Source organism: Aeromonas sp. s11, assembly GCF_040907945.1.
In the GTDB taxonomy this organism is placed as follows: domain Bacteria; phylum Pseudomonadota; class Gammaproteobacteria; order Enterobacterales; family Aeromonadaceae; genus Aeromonas; species Aeromonas veronii.
Genome location: NZ_JBFOCU010000014.1, coordinates 1 through 17,053 on the forward strand (window position 1 = coordinate 1; position 17,053 = coordinate 17,053).

The 17,053-nt window shown below is 61.4% G+C and carries 13 protein-coding genes and 2 tRNA genes; 6 read left to right on the plus strand and 9 right to left on the minus strand.

The genetic code is table 11. The annotated features are described in order from the left end of the window. Nucleotides 1-127: 127 nt before the first annotated feature. Both AB5Y84_RS02910 and AB5Y84_RS02915 read right to left on the minus strand, forming a co-directional pair. Nucleotides 128-204: transfer RNA gene (locus AB5Y84_RS02910), tRNA-Met, on the minus strand. A 94-nt stretch (nucleotides 205-298) separates the two neighbouring features. Next, nucleotides 299-375 (minus strand) — tRNA-Met (locus AB5Y84_RS02915). A 196-nt stretch (nucleotides 376-571) separates the two neighbouring features. Between AB5Y84_RS02915 and glgX the strand changes: the two genes are divergently transcribed. After that, nucleotides 572-2,635, plus strand: coding sequence for a glycogen debranching protein GlgX (glgX, locus tag AB5Y84_RS02920; RefSeq protein WP_058058466.1), 2,064 nt, complete (start codon nucleotides 572-574; stop codon nucleotides 2,633-2,635). Nucleotides 2,636-2,729: 94 nt separating this feature from the next. Here glgX and AB5Y84_RS02925 read toward each other — a convergent pair whose 3' ends face one another. The 3 genes from AB5Y84_RS02925 to AB5Y84_RS02935 form a co-directional block, all read right to left on the minus strand. Continuing rightward, complete coding sequence (locus tag AB5Y84_RS02925; RefSeq protein WP_368176326.1) at nucleotides 2,730-3,449, minus strand: hypothetical protein; 720 nt, start codon at nucleotides 3,447-3,449, stop codon at nucleotides 2,730-2,732. Nucleotides 3,450-3,647: 198 nt separating this feature from the next. Beyond that, a complete protein-coding gene (locus AB5Y84_RS02930; protein WP_005333463.1) occupies nucleotides 3,648-5,285 on the minus strand; it encodes an ATP-dependent endonuclease in 1,638 nt (545 codons plus the stop codon). 262 nt (nucleotides 5,286-5,547) lie between these two features. Beyond that, nucleotides 5,548-6,282, minus strand: coding sequence for a helix-turn-helix domain-containing protein (locus AB5Y84_RS02935; protein ID WP_368176327.1), 735 nt, complete (start codon nucleotides 6,280-6,282; stop codon nucleotides 5,548-5,550). 173 nt (nucleotides 6,283-6,455) lie between these two features. On the opposite strand from AB5Y84_RS02935, the gene AB5Y84_RS02940 reads away from it, so the two are divergent. Next, entirely contained in the window at nucleotides 6,456-7,373 is a 918-nt protein-coding gene (locus AB5Y84_RS02940) for a DMT family transporter (RefSeq protein ID WP_368176328.1), read from the plus strand. 69 nt (nucleotides 7,374-7,442) lie between these two features. Next, on the plus strand, nucleotides 7,443-8,309 hold the full coding sequence (locus AB5Y84_RS02945; RefSeq protein WP_368176329.1) for a LysR family transcriptional regulator: 867 nt from the start codon (nucleotides 7,443-7,445) through the stop codon (nucleotides 8,307-8,309). 76 nt (nucleotides 8,310-8,385) lie between these two features. Here the strand turns inward: AB5Y84_RS02945 and AB5Y84_RS02950 are convergent, their stop codons facing one another. From AB5Y84_RS02950 to AB5Y84_RS02965, 4 genes are all read right to left on the minus strand, one after another. Beyond that, nucleotides 8,386-9,162, minus strand: a complete 777-nt coding sequence (locus AB5Y84_RS02950; protein WP_005333472.1) for a TSUP family transporter — start codon at nucleotides 9,160-9,162, stop codon at nucleotides 8,386-8,388. 199 nt (nucleotides 9,163-9,361) lie between these two features. Continuing rightward, the gene (locus tag AB5Y84_RS02955) at nucleotides 9,362-10,117 is read right to left on the minus strand and encodes a tRNA-uridine aminocarboxypropyltransferase (RefSeq protein WP_064338080.1); all 756 of its coding nucleotides are present in this window, start codon (nucleotides 10,115-10,117) and stop codon (nucleotides 9,362-9,364) included. Nucleotides 10,118-10,290: 173 nt separating this feature from the next. Continuing rightward, a complete protein-coding gene (locus AB5Y84_RS02960) occupies nucleotides 10,291-11,502 on the minus strand; it encodes an ROK family transcriptional regulator (RefSeq protein ID WP_005333476.1) in 1,212 nt (403 codons plus the stop codon). A gap of 132 nt (nucleotides 11,503-11,634) precedes the next feature. Then, entirely contained in the window at nucleotides 11,635-13,302 is a 1,668-nt protein-coding gene (locus tag AB5Y84_RS02965; protein ID WP_139406894.1) for a methyl-accepting chemotaxis protein, read from the minus strand. Between the two features lie 123 nt (nucleotides 13,303-13,425). On the opposite strand from AB5Y84_RS02965, the gene AB5Y84_RS02970 reads away from it, so the two are divergent. The 3 genes from AB5Y84_RS02970 (at nucleotide 13,426) to glpB (ending at nucleotide 17,052) form a co-directional block, all read left to right on the plus strand. Beyond that, nucleotides 13,426-13,881 carry a YchJ family protein gene (locus tag AB5Y84_RS02970; protein ID WP_257724964.1) on the plus strand — a complete coding sequence of 152 codons (456 nt, stop codon included), beginning with the start codon at nucleotides 13,426-13,428 and terminating at the stop codon, nucleotides 13,879-13,881. Nucleotides 13,882-14,123: 242 nt separating this feature from the next. After that, complete coding sequence (gene glpA / locus AB5Y84_RS02975) at nucleotides 14,124-15,797, plus strand: anaerobic glycerol-3-phosphate dehydrogenase subunit A (protein ID WP_257724965.1); 1,674 nt, start codon at nucleotides 14,124-14,126, stop codon at nucleotides 15,795-15,797. After that, nucleotides 15,787-17,052: a glycerol-3-phosphate dehydrogenase subunit GlpB gene (gene glpB, locus AB5Y84_RS02980; RefSeq protein WP_257724966.1), complete on the plus strand. Its 1,266-nt coding sequence runs from the start codon at nucleotides 15,787-15,789 to the stop codon at nucleotides 17,050-17,052. The genes glpA and glpB overlap by 11 nt, the downstream gene beginning before the upstream one ends. The last annotated feature ends 1 nt before the right edge of the window (nucleotide 17,053 follow it).

Consider the following 17,053-nt stretch of genomic DNA (forward strand, 5'->3'; position numbering starts at 1 on the left):
TTATGAGCCCGACGAGCTACCGAGCTGCTCCACCCCGCGTCCGAATTGTCACCCTCAAGCCGAGCAGTAGCTTGGTGGCGTTTGTCTGCTTTCGACTGTTTACACAATCGCAAGCTGACGAAAGAGTTGGTTGCGGGGGCCGGATTTGAACCGACGACCTTCGGGTTATGAGCCCGACGAGCTACCGAGCTGCTCCACCCCGCGTCCGAATTTTTCTCGAAGTGGCCGAGCAGTAGCCAGTTCGATTTCTCCTTTCCCACCAACCGGTTACACCGCCTTGACAGGTCAGGATCTCAGATGGTTGCGGGGGCCAGATTTGAACTGACGACCTTCGGGTTATGAGCCCGACGAGCTACCGAGCTGCTCCACCCCGCGTCTGAGGTCGCCAATAATAGGCGCCAGCGCACAGATTGCAAGTAAATATCTCAAAAAAAGTTTATTCGTAGATTAATCGGACAAATAGTGCGGTCATTAGCAGCATCATGCTGTTTTTTCAGGCAATCGAGTCCTTGCCAAGCATCCGGCACTACACTCAATAAGGTGAACACTCCTCATTTTGGGTAGGTAGAATATGCGCATCTCCGCCGGTCACTGCCGTCAGTTGGGGGCCACACCCGACAGTAACGGCGTCAACTTCGCGATCTGGGCACGCCTCGCCAGCCGGGTCGAACTGCTGCTCTTCGCAAGCGCAGACGATGCGACCCCCGAGGTGATCCCCCTCTCCCCGCGCCTTAACCGCACCGCCTACTACTGGCATATCCATGTTGAGGGGATCTCGGTCGGGCAGCGTTACGCCTATCGCATTCAGGGCCCATGGCGCCCATATGGCGGCACCCGCTTCGATGCCGAGAAGGTGTTGCTCGACCCTTACGGCCGCAGCATCGAGCTTGGCGCCAATTACGATCGATGGGCGGCGGCCCGTCCAGGCAGCAATCTGGCTTGTTGCGCCAAGAACAAGGTGGTCGATACTCGCCACTACGACTGGGAAGGAGACAAACTGCCCGCTCACTCCCTCTCCCGCTCGGTGATCTACGAACTGCATCTGGGGGGCTTTACCAAGTCCCCGAGCTCCGGGGTCGATCCGGCGCTGCGTGGCACCTATCTCGGGCTGATTGAGAAGATCCCCTACCTGCAATCTCTCGGTGTCACCGCCGTCGAGCTGCTGCCGGTGTTCCAGTTCGATCCTCAGGATGCGCCCAAAGGACTCTCCAACTACTGGGGTTATAGCCCCATGTCCTTTTTCGCCCCCCACGCCCAATACGCCTGCGGCGATGATCCGCTGACCGAATTTCGCGACATGGTCAAGGCGCTGCACAAGGCCAATATCGAGGTGATCCTGGACGTGGTTTACAACCACACCGCCGAAGGGGGAGATGATGGCCCCACCTTCTCGTTTCGCGGCATCGACAACGAGGCCTACTACATCCTCGACAACAACCAGAAGGACACCAACTATTCGGGCTGCGGCAACACCTTCAACGGCGCCCATCCGGTGGTGCTGCGGATGATCATGGACAGCCTCCACTTCTGGCGTCAGGAGATGCACGTCGATGGCTTCCGCTTCGATCTGGCGGCCATTCTGTCGCGGGACGAGTCGGGTCAGCCGCAGGCCAATGCGCCGACCCTGCGCACCATAGATACCGACCCCAACATCGCCGACATCAAGCTGATTGCCGAAGCCTGGGACGCGGGGGGGCTCTATCAGGTGGGGTCACTGGCCGGCGCCCGCTGGCGTGAGTGGAACGGCCAGTTCCGGGATGATGTGCGCCGCTTTCTGCGCGGGGATGACAACAGCGTCACCGCCTTTGTCGAGCGGCTGTGCGGCAGCCCCGACATCTACCACTATCACCACGCCGATCCCGAGAAGAGTATCAACTTCGTTACCTGCCACGACGGTTTTACCCTGTGGGACTGGGCCAGTTACAACAGCAAGCACAACGAAGCCAACGGGGAGGAGAACCGTGACGGCTGCGATCACAACTTCAGCTGGAACCACGGCCATGAAGGGGTAACGGAAGATCCCCAGATCAACGCCCTGCGGATGCGCCAGGCCAAAAACATGATGGTGGCGACCCTGCTCTCGGTGGGATCCCCCATGCTGCTGATGGGAGACGAGCTGCTCCGCACCCAGCGGGGTAACAACAACGGCTACTGCCAGGACAATGCCACCTGCTGGATGAACTGGCTGCCCAATGCCCGCAGTCAGGAGATGTTCCGCTTTATGAAGGAGCTGATCCAGTACCGCAAACACCTGTTCCAGCGCCCGGAGCAGGAGAGCATGCCGCTGTCGCTCACCGAGATCCTGCGCCACAGCGAGATCTGCTGGCACGGGGTCAACGCCGGGCAACCGGATTTCAGCCCCCACTCCCACGCCATCGCCATGTCGGCGCTGTCGAGCGAAACCAAGCTGGCGCTCTATGTACTGTTCAACGCCTACTGGGAGCCCCTCACCTTCAACCTGCCGAGCCCGCCCAAGGGGGTCGGCGGCTACTGGCGGCGGATCCTCGATACCGCCCTCCCCTCGCCGCAAGATATCTGCACCTTCGGCATGCCGCTGGAGGGATTGACCCGGGAGTATCTCGCCCAGCCGCGCAGTAGTTGCCTCTTTATCTGCGGGGCCGATGACTTCTATTGATCGATTGTTGCTATTAGATTGCTGCGATTCCTGCAAGCCAGATATGCAAAAGCCCCGAGTGTTGGCTCGGGGCTTTCTCTTTTCAGTGCCAGTGTCAGATCAGCTGGTGCAACACGCTGGTAGCGGCGATCTGGGCGATGAGCAGGCCACACAGGGAGGTGGAGACCACCACTGGCGCTGTATCACGCTGTAAATAGAGCGGGCTGAACCAGAGCAGCAGAGAGGCCACCAGCAGCGCTGCCTGGGTCACCACCGCCGGGAGCAGGGCATCGAGATTGGCCTCACCCCCTTGCCAGCCCACCAGCACTGCCAGCCAGACAAGGCTGGCCATCGCCCCCACCAGACCGGCCAGCGGCAACAGGGTGTTGAATGCCTTGAGACGATGACGGGCCCGCAGCAGCATCAGGTGGGCAAAGGCCGCCCCCAGTATCGCCATCTGCAGCAGGCCGCTCACCCAGCCCTGCAGTTGCAGCAGCCCGATGCCATAGAGAGCGAGCGGCAACGCTGGTAGCCAGAGCAGTGTCGAGGGGACTGAACGCTTGCCCTCCAGCCGTGACTGAGCCAGTGACAAGCCGACTCCGAGCACCAGTGCGCCCCCACCACTCCAGATGAGCCAGCTGGCCGCCTTGGCCTCTACCGCCAGCATCAGGGAGAGCGCGGTAATGACCCAGATGGAGAAGAGCTGCTGACTGATGCGCGAGCGCTGGCCAGGGCAGATATCACCGCGCCACAACACGATGCCGAGGGCGATCAGGGCGCCAAGCGCCATCAATCCGGTGAGGGGAAAGAGCCAAAAAGGGAGTTGGACGAACACGACGCCTCCAGCAGTAAAGATTCGAGGTGCGCCACCGGGGCGCCAGAGAGGGCCGAGTATACCCAAACCGGCGGCAATCCCCAATCGCGACAAACAATAGTGGGCAAACAATCCGGGGCAATTTGCTGCCAGCAGAGCCCACCTTGAGGGGCGCCCTGCTGGCAGCCATATCCATAGTGACGGGATGCAGCGCTGGCTTTAGCCCTGACCGCGGGCCAGCGCCACCACCCGGGCAAACATCTGGCGGATCACCGGCGGAATATGCTCGGCGCCGAGCCGCTCCGCCTCTTCCACCACCGCCAGCGCCATTCCCGGCTTGCTGCGGTGATGGATCGCCTTGTTGATGATATGACTGGCGCTCCACATGGCGCGCCCGCCCACCCCGGCCTCGCGGCGAAACACAGCTTCAAAACCGTTGTGATAGAGGTAGTGCTCGATGTCGGCGGCAGGGAGCTGGGTCAGTCGGTCCCGCTCCCGCTCGCCCTTGAGCTGGCCACGGGCCGAGGTGGCATACTTGAGCCCCGCCTCGTCGCCATCGGTCAGCAGGTGCCACTCGATGCCAAAATCCCGCGCCACTTTGATGAGCGGCGACTGGCCGCACTGGGCAAACTCGATGATCCTCACCCCCTCGGCCCGCAGACTGTAACCGCAGATCTGCGCCAGCTCGGAGAGCAACCAGATCTCGGTCTCCCCCTCCACCAGCAGCCAGCAACGGGCAAACAGCGACATGGGGCGGTTGATCCGCACGTGGAAGGCGATCTTGCGCAGATCGTCGCTGCTGTAACGCTCGCCCCCCAGCTGGTGACAGAGGATATCCTGCTGACGGCGCACCAGCCGCCGCACCTGATTGAGAGGCAGGGAGGAGAGCAAGTCCCCCGAGTTGGTGGTGAGCAGCTTCTGACCCGGCAGTTGTTCCAGCAGCCCCCACGCCAGCGCCAGCATGGTCGGATGCAGCCGGCTCTCAGGATCCTCCAGGATCATGATGGGACGGGCCCCCTCCTCCAGCTCGCGGTTGCCCCGCGCTTGCAGCAGAGTAGCCGCCATCCCCGCCATCGCCAGCTGCAGCGCGCGGTTATCGGCGCGGCGCAGCAGGGTATGCAGGTTGCCCGGATTGCGCAATGTCATGGGGCGATTGATGATGTCGCGCTGACTGCGCGGCTTGTTCTTGATGGGGGCCAGGGCGTTGAAGTAGTGATCCATCAGCTGGCGCACCGCCTGCAACGCCTCTTTGAGCTCCGGTTCGCCGATCCGCTGGGGTTCGTCGATCAGCTTGTCCGCCAGCTCGCTCAGGCGATGCTCGGAGAGATCTCCCCACTGCAATGTCTCCACCCCGTTGCGAGCGGTACGGGCGTCCCGCAGCCGGAACACCGGGTTCATGGTGATGAGCATGCAGACCAGCTCGTGGGTGTTGGCAATGGGCAGGCTCTTGCCTACCCCGTCGAGAAAGTCGTGAATGGTGAGCACAGAGCCATCCGCCTGCAGCTCGGCGCTGGCGCGATAGTGAATGCGGTGGAATTTGTCCTTGTGCAGCACCCAGGAGGGGCAAAGACGGGCCAGCCGACGGGAGTGCTGACACATCTGGGGTCTGTGCTCACTGAAGGTGAGCACCAGTTGCAAATGGCGCGCCGGGGCCAGTTCGGGATCTTCCGGTTGGTGAAAATCCTCGGCGGTGAACTGATAGGGCTCGGCATCCTGCCCCAGCAGACACCAGAGGGCGCGCAGCAGGCTCGATTTACCCCAGGTATTCTCGCCGATCAATACTGTGGTCTGATCCAGCCCGAGCGACAGGCGATTTATACCGCGAAAACCTTTTACTTCAATACGTTCCAGAAACATCCAGCCATGTCCACATCATTGTGATGGGGCAATAGTGGCAAAGTTACCGGAAAAATCCTATCGCAGGCGGGGCTTTTTCAACGTGAACTGTGAGGCACTGCAGGTTCGGGAGGGGTAACAACAGCGGTGCGATCTTGCGGGGCATTCCAGTGGCTGAACCAGAGATGACGGGTACGGATTTGACGTTTGCGATAATTCAATGGGCATTCCTTTCAATGGATAAGTGGTAGAGAGTACACCTCTTTTGCCCAAAGTCTCAGGGTTATCTGTGACTAGAAGATGACAATTGCGCCCGCCACTGCCCCGGCGTCAAACCAAACGCCTCGCGAAAACGATTGCTGAAATGGGCCTGGGAAGAGAAGCCACACTGACTGGCGATAATGGCCAGCGTGACCGAATCGGCCAGATGGGCCTGCAGATACTCCTGCACCCGCTTGATCACCACGGGCGCCAGCCCGCCGCGCAGAGGCGGCAGACCGGGAGCCTCCTCGGTGTGGTGGCGATAGGCGTGGAGGATCAACATCCAGGCGCCGTGGGAAAGCGCCAGCCGATCGACCCCGTGCTGCCACTGAAGCTGCATCAGTTGGCGCTGCACCAGCGAAGCCGCCTGCGGATCGTCGATAAAGGTCTTGTCCACCAGTTGCAGGTGGCGCCCCTCCTTGTCACACGCCTCCTCGGCGATACGGGTGAGGTGAGCCGGGGTGAAGTAGAGATGAAAGAAGCGAAACTCTTCGCGCACCAGCCACTCGGATCTGTGGTGATCCGGCATGATGCACACCTTGCCGGTGCCGCCGTGGCCACCCGGCCCATCGAGTCGCTCGGTCTGCTCGCCTCCTTGCAGATAGACGCTCAGGGTGTGGTGGCCCGGCTTGTGATAGCGGGTCTGGTCATAGCAGTTGCGCCAACTGGCGACCCCAAGCCCGGGTTCGAGCCAGCAGGCGTCCTCCAGCCGGGCGCCGGTGCTGACCAGTGCATCAAATACCCCTGCTGTTTTCATTCTCCCCTGCCACCTGTTCCGGTTATGTGTACGGGTTATCTCGCTGCCATCCATCTTACCGACCGCGCCCGCAGATGACAGCGCAGGGCGATGAAAAACCGCAAGATGGTGCAATCCAGTCATCAGGGCTCGCCCCATAGTGGGTCATCTCTCCCTGACTCACCGGAACTGTGATGAATCTGATGCTCTATCTTGCCACCGTGCTTATCTGGGGCAGCACCTGGATTGCCATCGCCTGGCAACTTGGCCCCATTCCCATCGAGGTATCGGTTCTCTACCGCTTCCTGCTGGCAGCGGTTGCGCTGTTTGCACTGCTCACCGCCAGCGGCCGCTTTCCGCGCCTGCCGTGGCATGGCCAGCGCTATGCGGCGCTGCTCGGTGCCCTGCTCTTTTCCACCAACTTTCTCTGCTTCTACCACGCCACACGCTATATCCCGAGCGGCATGTCGGCGGTGATCTTCGCCAGTGCCAGCATCTTCAACGGCCTCAACCTCTGGCTGTTCGAGAACAAGCGCCCCACCCTGCGCTGGTTGCAAGGCTCCTTGCTGGGACTCTTTGGCACCCTGTTACTGTTCTGGCCGGTGCTGGCAGATGCGCAACTGGGTGCAAACGGCTGGAAGGGGCTGCTGCTCGCCTGCGGCGGCACCCTCTGCTTTTCGCTGGGCAATCTGATCTCGGCCCGGGGCCAACGCCGCGGCTACCACGTACTGCAACTGGTGCCCTGGGGCATGGTTTACGGCGTGGTGCTGTTGCTGGGCTGGGTCACATTGCTCGGGCAGCAACTGGTGGTGCCGACCGATGGCCACTATCTGGCGGCCATGGTCTATCTCGCCCTGTTTGGCTCGGTAATCGCTTTTACCGCCTACCTGACCCTGGTTGGGCGCATCGGTGCCAGCAAGGCCTCCTACGCCACCGTGCTCTTTCCGTTGGTGGCGCTTACCCTCTCTACGTTCTATGAAGGCTTTGTCTGGCAGCCGGTCTCGGTGGCCGGAGTGGTGGTGAGCCTCATCGGCAATCTGGTGATCTTCGCACCGCCCTTAAGCGAGTGGCGTATTCGACCGGCCAAGGCAGCAAACGACCCTTGCTCCTGAGCCAGTCAGCCCCTAAGGTAGCGCTGATCAATCTGTGACGATCCTGATGGCGATAAACAAGGGGGCGAGATGTTACTGGAAGGGCTGGAGACGCTGAGCCTGCTGGCAAGTGAAGGAACCATGGCCAAGGTGGCCAGTCGCCTCTATATCAGCCAGTCGGCGGTGAGCAAGCGGATTGCCCAGCTGGAGCAGCGCCTTGGCAAGAAGTTGATCGAGCCGGAGGGGCGCCAGATCCGCCTCACCCCGCAGGCCAAGGAGCTGCTGGAACGAGTTGCCCCGAGTCTGGCCGAAATGAAGGGGGTGCTGGCCGATAGTCAGGATCTGGCGGATCAGAGCCCCCTCCCCATCGCCTGCTCCGAAACCCTGCTGGCCGGTTATCTCGCCCACTTTATGCGCGACTATCTGGAGCGCGATCCCCACCTTGCCCTCTCTACCCACCACACCCCGGTCATTCTGGCGCGGGTGCGCAGCGGTGATGCCCTGCTCGGCATCTGCGCCGGTCGGCTCCCTCCCGGCCATGGCCTCGGCGCCGATCTGCTGCTTGAGGAGCCCTTCTATCTGGTGGGCGAGGCGCAGCAGAGCCTGCCACCAGCCAGCGCAGAAAGCAGGCGCAAGATCCTCACCATGGATCTGGAGAACCCCTCCAACCGCTACCTGCGCGAACCGCTGGCTGATTTGGGGCTGGAGCCCGCCATGGAGCTCGACTCCTATCTGGCGCTCATCGAACTCGCCAAGGCAGGTATTGGCCCTGTGCTGCTCCCCGCTGGCCTGCTGGGGCTGGTGGGAGAACAGGGGGAGATGGCCCGCCGACTGCCCGGGCTGGGCCGCCCCCTTCATCTGGTCTACCGGCCAAACAGCCTAAAACGAGAGCGGATCGCCAGGCTGGTGAGCGCCCTGCACCAACACTTTCGCCACCGCAGCGACACACCGCGCTAGCCATGTAAAACACCAGATATGACAACGGGGCCCTTGGGCCCCGTTAACAATTGCGATGCGGCAAGCAAGGCGCACATCAGATCCAGGCAAACAGCTCCGGATACTGGCTCCAGACCAGCTTGGCAGACATCAGCAAGGAGACGGTCACCAGCAGCGGCTTGATCAGCTTCACTCCTTTTTTCAACACCATCTTGGAGCCGAAGCGGGCGCCGATAAACTGCCCCAGCGCCATGCAGAAGCCGACACTCCACACCACCTTGCCGCCGAGCGCAAAGAACAGCAGGGAAGCGATATTCGAGGTGAAGTTGAGCAGCTTGGTGTGGGCGGTGGCGCGCGCCATGCCAAAGCCTGCCAGCGCCACGAAACCGATGGCAAAGAATGAACCGGTCCCCGGCCCGAAAAAGCCGTCATAGAAGCCGACCCCGCCCCCCACCAGCAGCGCAAACAACATGGGAGTCAGACGGCGGGAGCTCTCGGCATCGCTTACCCGCGGCGAGAAGTAGAAGTAGCAGGCAAAGGCCATCAGCAGAAAAGGGAGCAGGCGCTCGAGAATGGCGGCGTCTATGGTCTGCACCGCCAGCGTGCCGATGGCCGCACCGATAAAGGTGCAGATCACCGCAGGCCAGATCATGGCCCACTCCAGCAGCCCCTTGCGGGCATAGAACCAGGTGGCAGAGAAGGAGCCAAAACTGCTCTGCAGCTTGTTGGTGCCAAGCACCAGCGCGGGGGGCATGCCGGTGGCCAGCAGAGCAGGCACCGTCAACAGGCCGCCACCACCAGCGATGGCATCGATAAAGCCGGCGACAAGCGCCACACCGAACAGGGCAAACAGGGTAACCAGTTCCAATTCCATCCATAGACCTCACGAGAGTGGGTTGCCCGAAGGGTCGAGCAACCGGAGAACACCAAAACGACGTTGTGCGGGGGGCTGCACAGGCTGTCCGCTATCCTAACGGGCCACTGACCATGAATCTAACGAAACAGTGGCAGCCAATTGATTCCTGATTTTCATTGATTTGAGCTGTCAGGCCCCTGCCCCCTCAGAGGGCCAGTTAGCAAGCCGGTGAAGCGACGTTCGCTTCCTTGATGGCCGCCAGTGCCTCACAGAGATGCTCCTCATCGGCACCGGGGAAACGGCTGACCCGACCGGCCATGTAGCGGCTGCTGAACAAGTTGAACCAGTGCTGCAGTGCCTGCCCTGCCTTGAGCTCTCCCGCCACTTCCAGCACGCAGGCCGCCACTTCGGCGGTGCAGAGGTGCTCCTCGCTGTTGGCCACCCGCATGCCGTAGGTGGAGAGCGCATCGGGTTTGATGGCGAGCACCGGAAAACCGTCCAGGTAGGGGCTCTTGTTGAACATCTTGCGCGCCTCCGGCCAGGTGCCATCGAGCAGGATAAAGAGCGGTTTTTTACCCGGTGCCAGCGTCACCTCGCCGGTCAGGCGGGCAGGCTCCTTCTCGCAAGCGGGAAAGACCACATAGGGCTGCCACGCGGGATCGGCCAGCAGGGCCAGCAGCTCGGGATGGGGCTGGGTGCGCGACCAGAGAAACGCCCAGGTGGTATCCGGCAACACATCGGCGATCAGGCGACCGGTGTTGGAGGGCTTCATCGGCTCGCTGTCATACATCAGCAGGCAGAAACCGGCCTCCGCTTTGAGCTCGGGGCGCCACTCGCAGGCACACCAATCCTCGCGCAGCTGACAGGCCGGACAGCGGGCCAGGGTGCCGCCACGGGCAAGAAACGGTCGGGTAGAGATACTCTTGCGCCAGGCCCGCAGGCGGTTGACGGCGTGATCAGGAACAGGCTTCATCTAGGTTCACAACTGGAGTCAAAACAGGAACGGCAGCGGTGCCAACATGTCACGGCGCCATAGGGCGCGATAACAGGGGGCTGCCGGAAAAGCGCAAGATTGTACCGAGTTACGCGCTGGCGGAACAGCAATCCCTGCCCCTTTCGCCAGATGCAGTGCCAACTCCTCTTGCCTTACGACTCCTGACAGCTGCGCAGCAGCTCCAGCAACAGGCTGCCATCGCGCAGTGCCTTGTGCACCTGCACCGAAGTGGGCTTGGTGGGATCTTCGTAGAAGTGGGTGGATTCAATCTGCAGCCGCACCAGATATTCGGCGGGCAACTGGCTGGCCAGCGACTGGTGCAACATGGGGAACAGCAGCCGATCGGCACGGGTGATTTCCCCACCCAGCAGCAGCTTGCCCGGATTGAGCAGGCAGATGAGATTGGAGAGCACCTTGGAGAGACGACCCGCCGCCTGATGGAGAATATCCTGACAAAGGCTGTTGCCTGCCAGCGCCAGCTCGCACAGCTCGCGGATGGTGACGCTCTCGGGCAAGTCGTGCTCCTGCATCCGCTCGCGCAGATCCCGGTATTGCGCCTCCAGCGCCTGATTGGTCACCAGGGTGCAGGCACAACCAAAGCCGCCGCAGTAGCAGCGCTGGCCATAGGGCTCGAGCTGCAGGTGGCTGAGATCCCCGAGCAGCGCATTCTCGCTCTCGATAAGCTGGCCATTGACCACCATGCCGACCCCGATGTCGTTGTGCACGAACACCAGTACCGCATCGGCGCAATTTTTGGCAGCCCCCCACTCCCGCTCAGCCTGGATCCAGGTGCGCACGTCACCGCTCACCAGCACAGGTACCGAGAACGCCTGTTGCAGAGTCGGGCCAAGGGGCCAGTTGCGCAGATCGTAGAAGGGGAAGTGCTTGACCATACCGGAGTGGCGCTCTACCTGACCCGGCAGACAGAGGGCGATACAGGCCAGACTGAGGGACTTTCTCGGCAAAAACACCTTGATGGCGTGTACCAGACTGCCCAGCAGATCGGCGCGCTCCTCCTCGGTAAAGAGGTGGCGCTGGCGGGCCAGCGAGCGACCGGAGAAGTCAAACAGCGCCATATCCACGTAGCCACGGCCAAGACGCATGGAGAGAAACTGGAAGCGGCGTTCGTTGATGCGCAGCAAGGTCTGACGACGGCCACGCCCCACCGAACTTTCACCACAGGTGACCACCAGACCCCCATCGAGCAGTTCCCTGGTGATCTTGGTGATGCTGGCTGGCGAGAGACCGGTCAGGCGGGAGAGATCGGTGCGCGACAGCTCCTTGTGCTCTTCCAGGCTGGCATAGACCAGGCCGTAATTGAGCTGCCGGATCAAATCGATACTACCTTTCACGATCTCATTCATAGGGTATGGGGAAAAGGCTGAAAAAAAGAGGCTGGCAATTTTCACACATTATTGGTCAATCCCCAAATAAAGTGCGGCCTGAACCGGGGGTCAAGCCGCATCTTGTGGTTGCCGTCACGGACCATTGCAAGATCAATAACGGAATTGCGAGACCAGTTTGCGCAATTTGTCGCCGGTACTGGCCAAATCGCGGGTGGTGCTGTTGGATTCTACCGCCGCACTGGTCAGCTCGCTGACAATCTGCTGAATGGCCACCAGGTTCTTGTTGATCTCCTCGGAGACCGCGTGTTGCTCCTCGGCGGCGGTGGCGATCTGGATGTTCATGTCGTTGATGGTACTGACCGCCATCACCATGCTGTCGAGGGAGCTGGCGATATGGCTTGCCTCCTGCACCGTCTCCTGACTGCGATCCTCGCTCGCCTGCATCACCTCCACCGCCTGCTTCACCCCACCCTGCAGACGTTGCAGCATCTCGTTGATCTCCTTGGTGCTCTGTTGGGTACGGCCGGCCAGCGAACGCACTTCGTCCGCCACCACCGCAAACCCGCGTCCCTGCTCACCGGCACGGGCCGCCTCAATAGCGGCGTTCAGCGCCAGCAGGTTGGTCTGCTCGGCAATGCCGCGAATGACCTCCACCACAGAGCCGATCTTGGCGGTCTCTTGCGCCAGCTGTTCGATAACGCCGGAGGCGGTATGCACCTCCCCCACCAGCCGGTTGATACTGTTGATGGCCCCGCTCACCACCCCCCGGGCGGCGTCCGATTCACGGGCCGCATCGCTGGTTGCCGTCGCGGCATTGGAGGCACTGGCCGCCACCTCCTGCGCGGTGGAGCTCATTTCTGTCACCGCGGTGACCACCTGATCGGTCTCGCGACTGTGACCCTGCATCTGATGGTCATAGTGCTCGCTCAGATGGTGCAACTTGTCGACCGCGCTAAAGAGGTGGTTGCTGGTCTCGCCCACCTGACTCACCACCGACTGGATCCGCTCGACAAAGCGGTTGAAAGCGCTGGCCAGCTGGCCAATCTCGTCCTGACTCTGCACCTTGAGGCGCTGAGTCAGATCCCCGTCGCCGTTGGCGATATCGTTCAATGCCAGCACCGCATCCGCCAGCGGCTTGGTGACCCGGTTGCCCACAATGACGGTCGCCGCCAGAGTGATACCGAGGATCAACAGGATCACCAGCACACTGCTCTGCAACGAGGCATGCATGTTGCTCTCGCGCTCTGCCCGCAAGGCTGCCAGCTCGTTATCGATATCATCGATATAAAAACCGGTACCAATGGCCCACTGGTATTTGTCCAGCACCAGAGTAAAGGCCAGTTTGGGAGCATCGCGACCGATGGAGGGCTTGGCCGTCCAGTATTCGGTAAAACCATCCCCCTGACGGGCCGACTTGAGGATCTCCTGGATCAGCAACTTGCCCTTGGCATCCTTGTCGTTCCAGCGGTTTTTCCCCTCCAGCTCGGTACGCACCGGCAGCAGTATGGTGTTGCCCTCGAAGTCATAGACAAAGAAGTAGCCGTCACTGCTGTAACGCAGCGGCCTGAGCAACTCTTTGACCTTTTGACGATTTTCCGGTGAATCCGGCAGGGAATACACGGCATCGACGGCGGTTTTGGCCATCATGATGTAACTGCTGAGCAGCGCTTTACGCTCCTTGATGGCATTTTCCCTCGCCACCACCAGATCAGACTCCAGATCACTCTTGGAGACCATGTAGTTACTGAGATTGACCACCAGGGCCATCAGCAGCACGGGTACTGCACCCAGTAACAGGATTTTCTGCTTTAGCGTCATCTTTCACATCCTTGCAGCTGTTTTTATTGGAATTCCTTGCTTACTCATCAGTATAGGTGCTGGCAGGGCGAGCCCAGCTTTCGTTACAATTCCCTTAAACAAATCGGCCAGAACGTGAAAATCATGAATCTTTGTCCTTGCGGCTCAACCCTTTCTCTCGAATTGTGCTGTGGCTCACGTCACAGTGGCGCAGTGGCTGACACCCCGGAGCAGCTGATGCGCTCTCGCTACAGTGCTTTTGTGCTCGGTCTGGGGGAGTATCTGGTCCATAGCTGGCACCCGGCCCACCTTGGCGGTCTCACCGCCGAAGAGCTTTCACGCATCGACACCCGCTGGGATGGTCTCGAGATCATCGCCAGCCAGGGCGGCCCGGAGGATGAAACCGGGATGGTGGAGTTCAAAGCCTGGTTTCTGGACGGGGATGAGCGTCACTGCCTCCATGAGCGTTCTCGCTTCGTGCGTTATCAGGGGCGCTGGGTCTACACCGAGGGAGAGCAGGATCCGGCGCCCCTCAAGGCAGGACGCAACGATCCCTGCCCATGTGGCAGCGGCAAAAAGCACAAGAAGTGCTGCAGCTGACGCATCACACACCCACCAAACTCGTCAAACAGTGACAAGGGGCATCCGATGCCCCTTTTTTGTGCCTGTTATTCGCCACCAGCCCACAAACCGATGCGATAACAAGCGTGACAAATGTCACATAATGCTCATTAACGCGCGAGCAAATGAGCGTTTGCGAACGCAAATTTGGCCCATATCAAACATTTCCACTCAGAAGTAGGCCACACTGGCCTTATCTGGAAGAGATGAGACGGGCAACAATGAAAAGAATAACTACACAAGTCGTCATCATAGGCGGCGGTGCCACAGGGGCCGGCATCATGCGCGATTGCGCACTGCGCGGCATCGACTGCATCCTGCTCGAGCGCGATGATATCGCCGCCGGCACCACCGGCCGCAACCACGGCCTGCTCCACTCCGGTGCCCGCTACGCGGTGACGGATCAGGAGTCCGCCCGCGAATGCATCCAGGAAAACCGTATCCTCAAGCGGATCGCCAGCCACTGTGTCGAAGACACGGGCGGCCTCTTCCTCACCCTGCCGGAAGATGACATCAATTTCCAAACCACCTTTATGGATGCCTGCGCTCTGGCCGGTATCGAAACCCGCCAGCTCGATCCCGGTGAAGCCCTGCGCATGGAGCCCAACGCCAACCCGGCGATGATCGGCGCCATCCATGTACCGGACGGTACGGTCGACCCGTTCCGCCTCGCCGCCGCCAACGTGCTGGACGCCAAAGAGCATGGCGCGCGCATCTTCACCCACAGCAAGGTGCTGGGACTCTTGCGCACTCAGGATCGGGTACACGGCGTCAAGGCGATCAACACTCGCACCGGCGAAGCGTTCGAGGTGGAGTGTCAGGAGGTGATCAACGCCGCAGGCATCTGGGGCCAGCAAATTTGCGAATACGCCGATCTCGGCATCCGCATGTTCCCGGCCAAAGGCTCCCTGCTCATCATGGATTACCGCATCAACCAGTTGGTGCTCAACCGCGCCCGCAAACCGGCGGATGCGGACATTCTGGTGCCGGGCGATACCATCTCCCTCATCGGCACCACCTCCAGTCGCATCGATTACAACAAGATTGACCAGCTCACCGTCGAACCGGAAGAGGTGGAGGTGCTGCTGCGCGAAGGGATCAAGCTCGCCCCCATCATGGCCCGCACCCGTCTGCTGCGCGCCTACGCCGGGGTACGCCCGCTGGTGGCGGTGGACGGTGACGACACCGGCCGCAACATCAGCCGCGGTATCGTGCTGCTGGATCACGCCGAGCGTGACGGTCTCAAGGGCTTCAACACCATCACCGGTGGCAAGCTGATGACCTACCGCCTGATGGCGGAGTGGGCCACCGATCTGCTGGCCAAGAAACTCGACAACAGCAAACCCTGCCAGACCGCCGAACTGAGCCTGCCCGGCTCGCGGGATCCGGAAAAGGTCTCCGCTCCCGGTCTCTCGGTGCCGGTCGAAGGCTCCGCCCAGTACCGCCACGGCGAGCGGGTCATCGCCTTCTTCCGTGACAATCCCAAGGCCAACGCCCTGATCTGCGAGTGCGAAATGGTCACCGCGGGTGAAATCGAATACGCCCTGCGCGAGCTGGATGTGGACAACCTCATCGATCTGCGCCGCCGCACTCGTCTTGGCATGGGCCCCTGTCAGGGCGAGCTCTGTGCCTATCGCGCCGCCGGTCTGATGCAGGAGTATGGCAAGGCTGACGGCCGTCAGGCCTGCGTCATGCTGCGCCAGTTCCTGGAAGAGCGCTACAAGGGCACCCGCCCGGTGCTGTGGGGTGATGCTCTGCGCGAGGCCGAGTTTACCTACTGGATCTACGAAGGGCTGTTTGGCCTGGGAGAATGGACGGCGCCGCAGCTGGTTGCCGATACCCCACGCGACCCAACCAGCGAGACCACTCACAAGGAGAGCCGTCATGAAGTTTGACAATATCGTTATCGGCGGTGGTATGGCGGGACTCTCGGCCGCCCTGCGGCTGGTAGAGGCGGGCCAGAAGACCCTGCTGATGGCCTCCGGCCAGAGTGCCCTGCACTTCTCCTCCGGCTCGGTCGATCTGCTCGAAAGCGAGGGAGATCCCCGCGCCGCCCTGCCCGCCTTTATGGCTGCCCATCCGGATCACCCCTACAGCAAAGTCGGAATGCAGAATATTGAAGCGAGTCTGGCCGATCTGCAGCGCCACTGCGCCGAGCAGGGATTGCCGCTGGTGCGCCACGACACCAATCACCAGCGCCTGACTCCCATCGGTACCCTCAAGCGCACCTGGCTCTCCCCCGATACTTGTGCCTGCGTCACCGATGCGCCCATCCCGGATGTACTGCTGCTGGCCACCCTCGAGGGCTTTCGCGACTTTCATCCAGCACTGGCGGCGGCCAATCTGGCGACCCATCCGCGTTTTGCCCACTGCCGTATTCTGACCGGCGAAATCCGCCTGCCCCAGCTGGCGGAATTCAGCCGCAACCCCCACGAGTTTCGCTCAGCCGATATCGCGCGCCTCTGTGACAAGCATCATCTGGTGGCCGATCTGGCCCGCGAGATCAGCCGCATGGTGCAGGAGAGCGGCGTACCCGGCTGCCGCCATATCGTGCTGCCCGCCTGCCTGTCGTTGGGGCTGGTAGGCCCGCGTATGGCGGAGCTGGAACAGCGTACCGGCTGCACCATCAAGGAGGTGGCCACCATGCCGCCGTCTCTGATCGGAATGAGAATGCAGGAGGCGCTCAAGCGCCGCTTTATGGCCCTTGGCGGCACCTTCCTCACCAGCGAGCGGGTGCTGGGCGCCCGCTACGAAGGTGACCGGGTGGTCGGCGTACATACCCAGAATGGCGATGATCAGCTGTTCGAGGCGGACAACTTTGTGCTCGCCTCCGGCAGCTTCTTCAGCCGCGGGCTGGAGTCCCGTCTGCGTGGCATTCGCGAGCCCATCTTCGATGCTGATGTGTTGAGTCTGGAGGAGCGTGACGCCTGGGCCGGTCGTCGCCTGTTTGACCACCACCCCTTCATGGGCTTCGGGGTCAAGACCGACGACAAGCTCAGAGTGCTGCGTGGCGGCAATCCGCTCACCAACCTCTATGGCGCGGGCAGTGTCTTGGCCCATTACGACCCAATTCGTGAAGGTTCCGGCTCCGGCGTTGCCGTTGCCACCGGCTGGCAGGCCGCCGGTCACATTTTGAGTTCAGCTCAATGAT

Coding starts and splice junctions, on each gene's coding strand:
- glgX (WP_058058466.1), top strand. CDS start 572: ATGCGCATCTCCGCCGGTCACTGCCGTCAGTTGGGGGCCACACCCGAC.
- AB5Y84_RS02930 (WP_005333463.1), bottom strand. CDS start 5,285: ATGTTTCTGGAACGTATTGAAGTAAAAGGTTTTCGCGGTATAAATCGC.
- AB5Y84_RS02935 (WP_368176327.1), bottom strand. CDS start 6,282: ATGAAAACAGCAGGGGTATTTGATGCACTGGTCAGCACCGGCGCCCGG.
- AB5Y84_RS02940 (WP_368176328.1), top strand. CDS start 6,456: ATGAATCTGATGCTCTATCTTGCCACCGTGCTTATCTGGGGCAGCACC.
- AB5Y84_RS02945 (WP_368176329.1), top strand. CDS start 7,443: ATGTTACTGGAAGGGCTGGAGACGCTGAGCCTGCTGGCAAGTGAAGGA.
- AB5Y84_RS02950 (WP_005333472.1), bottom strand. CDS start 9,162: ATGGAATTGGAACTGGTTACCCTGTTTGCCCTGTTCGGTGTGGCGCTT.
- AB5Y84_RS02955 (WP_064338080.1), bottom strand. CDS start 10,117: ATGAAGCCTGTTCCTGATCACGCCGTCAACCGCCTGCGGGCCTGGCGC.
- AB5Y84_RS02960 (WP_005333476.1), bottom strand. CDS start 11,502: ATGAATGAGATCGTGAAAGGTAGTATCGATTTGATCCGGCAGCTCAAT.
- AB5Y84_RS02965 (WP_139406894.1), bottom strand. CDS start 13,302: ATGACGCTAAAGCAGAAAATCCTGTTACTGGGTGCAGTACCCGTGCTG.
- AB5Y84_RS02970 (WP_257724964.1), top strand. CDS start 13,426: ATGAATCTTTGTCCTTGCGGCTCAACCCTTTCTCTCGAATTGTGCTGT.
- glpA (WP_257724965.1), top strand. CDS start 14,124: ATGAAAAGAATAACTACACAAGTCGTCATCATAGGCGGCGGTGCCACA.
- glpB (WP_257724966.1), top strand. CDS start 15,787: ATGAAGTTTGACAATATCGTTATCGGCGGTGGTATGGCGGGACTCTCG.